Raw genomic sequence first — 5,825 nt, forward strand, 5'->3', positions numbered from 1 at the left:
GAAGAACTCGTCGGCCTGGGTTCAAGCAAATCGGCTGTCAGCGGTGAGTTGGTGCTGGGATGCTTCGAGGATTTGGCGCCTTTCTTCGCGCCGGCTTTGATCCGCGCCTTCTCCGAACGCTATCCGGCCGTCAAAATCGTCGTTCGCGACGAGACGTTCGAGACTCTGGGACGACGGCTGGGAGATGCGGCCATCGATCTCGGCCTGACTTATGATCTCAGCCTGCCGACGCATTTCGCCCGCATCCTGCTGCGCGAACTTCGTCCACACGCGCTGTTGCCGGCAGGCCATGCCCTGGCGGACCGCCCAACGGTCAGCCTTGCCGATCTGGCCGCCTATCCGCTGATCACGACGGATCAGCCGCACAGTTGGCAGCACATGCTCGACCTGTTCCGCAGCCGCGGCCTCTCGCCGGTGGCCGATACGACGACAAGCTCGTTCGAACTGCAGCGTAGCATGGTCGCCAACGGCTTCGGCGTCGCGGTCAGCTATACCCGCCCGCACGGCGACCGCAGCTATGACGGCCTGCCGCTTATCTGCAAGCCGCTGTCCGATCCGCTGCCCATGCAGCGGATCCTGCTGACCTATGACACGCATCAGCGTGTGTCGAATGCAGCGCTGGCCTTCGTCGAGGTGGCCAGGGACTGGTTCGCCACCCGCGACATCTTTGCCTCGTGAAAGGCTGACAGGCGCCGCGTCTCCGCTTGCCGCTTGACGGTTTCTGCCGCTGCTGCCACTCCATGGACATGGAAAATATCCAGTCGAAAGCGGCCCAGGGCCGTGTCGCCGATGCGCCGAACGGCCATTGGGTCTACCGCGTGCTGCCGCGCTCGATATGGCCCTATGCGCAGCTTGCTCGATGGGACAGGCCGATCGGCTGGCAGTTGCTGCTGTGGCCGTGCTGGTGGTCGGCAGCCTTGGCGGCAAGCGCCTATCCGCGTCCGGGCGACCCGCTGCTCTCACTGCTGCCGGCGCCTTTGTATCTCGTGCTGTTCCTGGTCGGGGCCATCGCCATGCGCGGCGCCGGCTGCACCTACAACGACCTCGTCGACGAGGACATCGACAGCCAGGTGGAGCGCACGCGCTCGCGACCGTTGCCGTCGGGCAAGGCGACGCGCCGGCGGGCATGGCTGTTTCTCGTCCTGCAGGCCCTGGTCGGCCTCGTCGTGCTCATCCAGTTCAACAGCTTCGCCGTCCTGCTCGGCATCTGCTCACTGGCGGTCATCGCCATCTATCCATTCATGAAGCGGATAACCAACTGGCCGCAACTGGTGCTTGGCCTTGCCTTTTCCTGGGGCGCGCTGATGGGATGGGCGGTCGAGTTCGGCGATCTCGATGGGCCTGCCATCATGCTTTATATCGGCTCGATCCTGTGGGTGATCGGCTACGACACGATCTACGCACATCAGGACAAGGAAGATGACGCCATTGTCGGCGTGCGCTCGACGGCACGCCTGTTTGGCGATAACACCAAATCGTGGCTGGCCGGGCTTTATGGCGGCGCGCTGATCTGCTTCGCCATCGCCTTCGCGTCGGCGCAAGCGCCGGTGGTGGCGCTGGCCGGACTGATCGCCGCCGGCGCCCATATGGCGCGGCAGATCGCCGTGTTGGATATCGACAATCCGGACCAATGCCTGCGGCTGTTCAGGTCGAATAACCAGGTCGGCTGGCTGATCTTCCTGGGCCTGATCGGCGGCGCTGTGTGGGTGGCTCTGAAGCCGCTGGTTTAGTCTTCTTCTCCCCGTCACTATACGGGGAGAAGAAGGCTAATCCCTCGAAATAATCTCCTGGCCGTCGATGACCAGCCTGAGACCGAGGGCGCCGGCCCTGCGGCGAGCGAGGAAACGCGGACGGCGCGTGTTCGAAATCCGCCCCTTGCGCCGATCCTGCGGCGGCAGCGTCTTGATGGCGGCACCGAGCGATTCTTCCAGGGTGCGGGCAACGCCGTCCGATTCGATCAGCAGCATCGGCAGACGGTAAGCGTCGGCCCAGGCGCGCCAGTCGGCTGCGACATCGTCGAGATCGTCGGCCACCAGCAGCGGCACCGACAGCATCGGGTCGTTGTGCAGGAGTTCCAGGGTCACCGTGACATTGCCGTCCGGATCCTCCATGGCGCGGGCGGCAACGCCGCGGAACGCATTGGCGGGCAGAACGATGATCGCGGGCAGGCCGCTCATCTCGAGCAGGCGGCGGATCACGGCGCCGCGCTGGTCGATGGTGAAGGTTACATCGCCGTAGTCGTCGCGAGTCGCGTAGCTCACCACTTGCGGCAGGCGAAATGGGTCGAGACGCATGTTGCGTCCCGCCCAGACTGGCTTCAGTCCGGTGTTCATAGAGTGGCCTTCCTGTCTGTCTCCTGAGAGCCGGTGTCCGGTTCTCTCCGGGCCGGTTTTTCCAGCCTCGTTTGTATGGAGACAGTAGCGCGGGCTCCTTACCGCCCCGCTTAAGAAAGTCGGTTAAATTTTGCTGATCTCAGGGATGGTTATCGGAATCCCACCAGCCGCAAGATGTGGAAAGGATCAGATAACCTTACCCGGATTCATGATGCCGGCCGGGTCGAAAGCGGCCTTCACCCTTCGCATCAGATCGATCGCCATTGGCGGCGCGGTGGCGATCAGTTCGTCGCGCTTCAACTGGCCGATGCCGTGCTCGGCCGAGATCGAACCGTGCAGGCTGCGCACCACACCGTGCACCGCCTTGTTCATGGGGTGATAGAGAGCGAGGAACGCCTCATCATCGCCGTCGACTGGCCGCGAAATGTTGTAGTGGAGATTGCCGTCGCCCATATGACCGAAGCAGACCACGCGGGCGCCTGCACTTACCGACGCCACGGCGCCGGCGGCTTCTTCGATGAAGCGCGGGATCGATGCAATAGGCACCGAAATGTCGTGCTTAATCGAGGCGCCTTCCGGCTTCTGCGCCTCGGGCAGCAGCTCGCGGAAATTCCAGAAGGCATCCCCCTGCCCGAGGCTCGCCGCAATGACGGCGTCGCCGACGAATTCCTGTTCAAGGCCGGCCGAGAGCACGTCCTCGATCAACGCCCGCGAATCCTCCGACGAACGGCCTGATGAAATCTGCATCAGCACATACCACGGCCAGTCCTCGATCAGCGGCCGCACCACGCCCTGGGCATGCGCCAGCGTGAAATCATATGGCCGCCTGCCGATCAGTTCGAAAGCGGTGAGCGCTGCCCCGGCACGGTCCATGGCCAGGCTGAACAGCGAAAGTGCTGCCTCGGGTGACGAAAGGCCGGCGAAGGCGACTTCGCGCCCCTTCGGCTTCGGGAACAGCTTGAGCACGGCGGCGGTGATGACGCCGAGCGTACCTTCGGCGCCGACGAACAGGTTTTTCAGATCGTAGCCGGTGTTGTCCTTCTTCAGCTTGCGCAGGTCGTCGAACACCTCGCCGGTCGGCAGCACCACCTCGACACCGAGGCAAAGTTCGCGCGCATTGCCATAGGCAAGCACGCCGGTGCCGCCGGCATTGGAGGAAAGATTGCCGCCGATCTGGCAGGAGCCTTGCGCGGCCAGCGACAGCGGAAACAGCCGGTCGGCGGCGTCGGCTGCCTCCTGCAGCGTCTGCAGGATGACGCCGGCCTCGACCGTCACCGTGTTGGACAGGACATCGATCTCGCGGATGCGGTTCAGCCGCGACAGCGACAGGACGATTTCGCGCCCGGACCTGTCCGGCACCTGGGCGCCGACCAACCCGGTGTTGCCGCTTTGCGGCACGATCGGCGTTCCCGTCTCCGTCGCCAGCCGCATGATCCGGCTGACTTCGTCGACACTGCCCGGGCGCAGCACCAGCGATGTCGCGCCGTGCCAGAGCCCGCGCCGCTCAATGAGGTAAGGCGCGATATCGCGCTCGTCGCGGAGCGCATATTTGTCGCCAACGATCGCCGCGAAGCGATCGATGAGAGCGGAATCGAGTGTCTCTGTGATTTCGGTCATGGGGGAAAACTATGGTGTGGGCTGCGTGATGTCACGAGGGGCGGCGGCACGCGACAGCCGATCGTTAATGGCTTCACCGAGCCCGTCGAAGGGAATACGCTCGACGGCGATGGTCTGCGCGCCGCAGCGGTCGAGCTCCTGCATATAGGCAAACAGATTGCTCGCCGCTTCGCGCAGGTCACCGGTTTCGGATAAATTGAGGAAGGCTTCGGCGCGGCGCCAGCCTTGCGCCCTCTGGCTGCCGAAGCCTAGCAAAGCCTCGCCCTCGCCGACCGTGCCGGCATTGAGCCGCATCGCAGCACCTGGCGCATAGTGCGAGGCGAGCATGCCCGGCGCCTCGACGCCGGCGGCGCCGCCGCGCAACAGCTCCATGCCGATAGCCGCCTCGATCTCCTCGGCGGCGATGCCGCCGGGCCTCAGCAGCCGCAATCTGTCCCCTTCGGCCTTGAGAATCGTCGATTCCAGCCCGATCGGCGTCGCGCCGCCATCGACCACCAGCTTTATGCGCGTGCCGAGATCCGCCGCTACCGCTTGCGCGGTCGTTGCGCTGATTTTGCCGGATGAATTGGCGCTGGGCGCTGCAAGCGGGCGGCCGAGCCTGGCGATCAGCTCGCCACCAAAGCCCCTCGGCATGCGCAAGGCAATCGTATCGAGCCCGGCGGTGACCAGCGGATGGATGCCGTTGCCGGGCCGTTGCGGCAGCACCAGCGTCAGCGGACCTGGCCAGAATGCCAGCGCCAGTTTCCTGGACAGCGGATCGAACAACGCGAGGCGCTCTGCCATCGCCATATCCGCGACATGGGCGATCAGCGGGTTGAAGCGCGGGCGCCCCTTGGCTTCGAAGATGCGTGCGACGCCGATGCCGTTGGTGGCGTCGCCGGCCAGCCCGTAGACGGTTTCCGTCGGGATGGCGACGACATCGCCTTCCATGAGCAGCGCCAGCGCCCGCTCCAGCGCCTCGCCCGAGCCAAGTATTTCAGCCACTCTCGTCACCTCACAGATGCGGGGTGCGTAGTACGATGGCGGCCGTTGGGCAAGCCGCTGTTGGGTAACCTATTGTTGGCGAGCAGGAGCATTGGCGATTTATCAATCCCTAAAATGCTATGTTTCCGCGAAAGCCGGCATCAATTCCGGCCTGCTATCGAAGAGCTTCTGGGCAAAGGGGAGCGACATCAGTGTCTGCGCGTATCCTGTTGGGTATCATTCTTGCTGTTGCGGCCGGCGAAGCCCAGGCGTCATCCCTGGTTTTTCCAGGCACGCCATCCTCCACCCCATCGATCGTCAGGATCGGCGCCCCCAACCAGCCTGGAACCGCCGATGCGGTCAGCGCCAGCGATGCGCTGTCGGTGGTGGCAAAAGGGGAAGCGCAGCCCGACGTCACCGATGAAAAAGTGGCGGCGATCCCGGACAAGCCCGCGACCGGGCACGGCTTCCAGCCAGGCCCGATGGTCATTCGTGGCGGCGTTACCGGTCCCGATTTCCCTGCACCGGCGCCAACCGCTGCACCAGCGGCCGGTGCCGCGCCGGCCGCTGGCACGGCGCCGGCGGCAGGCACAGCGCCGGCAACGGCCACCGCCTCCGCAGCCCCCTCAGGGAACGCCGAGAACCAACCCACGCCGCCGAGCGCTCCGGCGCCGGCAGCAGGGCAGCACATGCCTCCCAACGGCTACACCAAATAGCCCCGGCTCCAAGACAGCCGACATCGATGGCGTGACTTGACGGTGGTCTGGCGCCCGGCGCACCATTGCCAGGCAAATCCCGTTCTAGGTATTTCTGGCAGACGGGATTTCATCGTTAGGGGTAAAGGGGGGTGATCATGAGAAAATCTGGAATCGTAACCGGGGCAGGCCTTCTGCTGGCGTCGTTGCTTGGCGT

The 5,825-nt window shown here is 64.7% G+C and carries 6 protein-coding genes; 3 read left to right on the forward strand and 3 right to left on the reverse strand.

All coding sequences use genetic code 11. The annotated features are described in order from the left end of the window. Window positions 1-678: LysR substrate-binding domain-containing protein (locus tag EN906_RS20450; RefSeq protein WP_127375334.1), on the forward strand; the 678-nt coding region annotated here is incomplete at its 5' end. Between the two features lie 68 nt (window positions 679-746). Next, window positions 747-1,730 (forward strand): 4-hydroxybenzoate octaprenyltransferase, encoded by a 984-nt coding sequence (gene ubiA / locus EN906_RS20455; RefSeq protein ID WP_164749081.1) that lies wholly within the window; start codon window positions 747-749, stop codon window positions 1,728-1,730. A gap of 36 nt (window positions 1,731-1,766) precedes the next feature. Here ubiA and EN906_RS20460 read toward each other — a convergent pair whose 3' ends face one another. The 3 genes from EN906_RS20460 to EN906_RS20470 all read right to left on the reverse strand — a co-directional run bounded on the left by EN906_RS20460 (window position 1,767) and on the right by EN906_RS20470 (window position 4,934). Then, window positions 1,767-2,333 carry a DUF6101 family protein gene (locus EN906_RS20460; protein ID WP_023808648.1) on the reverse strand — a complete coding sequence of 189 codons (567 nt, stop codon included), beginning with the start codon at window positions 2,331-2,333 and terminating at the stop codon, window positions 1,767-1,769. A 186-nt stretch (window positions 2,334-2,519) separates the two neighbouring features. Further along, complete coding sequence (locus EN906_RS20465) at window positions 2,520-3,950, reverse strand: FAD-binding oxidoreductase (RefSeq protein WP_127270791.1); 1,431 nt, start codon at window positions 3,948-3,950, stop codon at window positions 2,520-2,522. 9 nt (window positions 3,951-3,959) lie between these two features. After that, entirely contained in the window at window positions 3,960-4,934 is a 975-nt protein-coding gene (locus EN906_RS20470; protein ID WP_127270789.1) for an L-threonylcarbamoyladenylate synthase, read from the reverse strand. Between the two features lie 191 nt (window positions 4,935-5,125). Between EN906_RS20470 and EN906_RS20475 the strand changes: the two genes are divergently transcribed. Further along, a complete protein-coding gene (locus EN906_RS20475; protein WP_127272277.1) occupies window positions 5,126-5,629 on the forward strand; it encodes a hypothetical protein in 504 nt (167 codons plus the stop codon). Window positions 5,630-5,825 lie beyond the last annotated feature (196 nt).

The organism is Mesorhizobium sp. M7A.F.Ca.CA.004.06.1.1, assembly GCF_003999135.1.
In the GTDB taxonomy this organism is placed as follows: Bacteria; Pseudomonadota; Alphaproteobacteria; order Rhizobiales; family Rhizobiaceae; genus Mesorhizobium.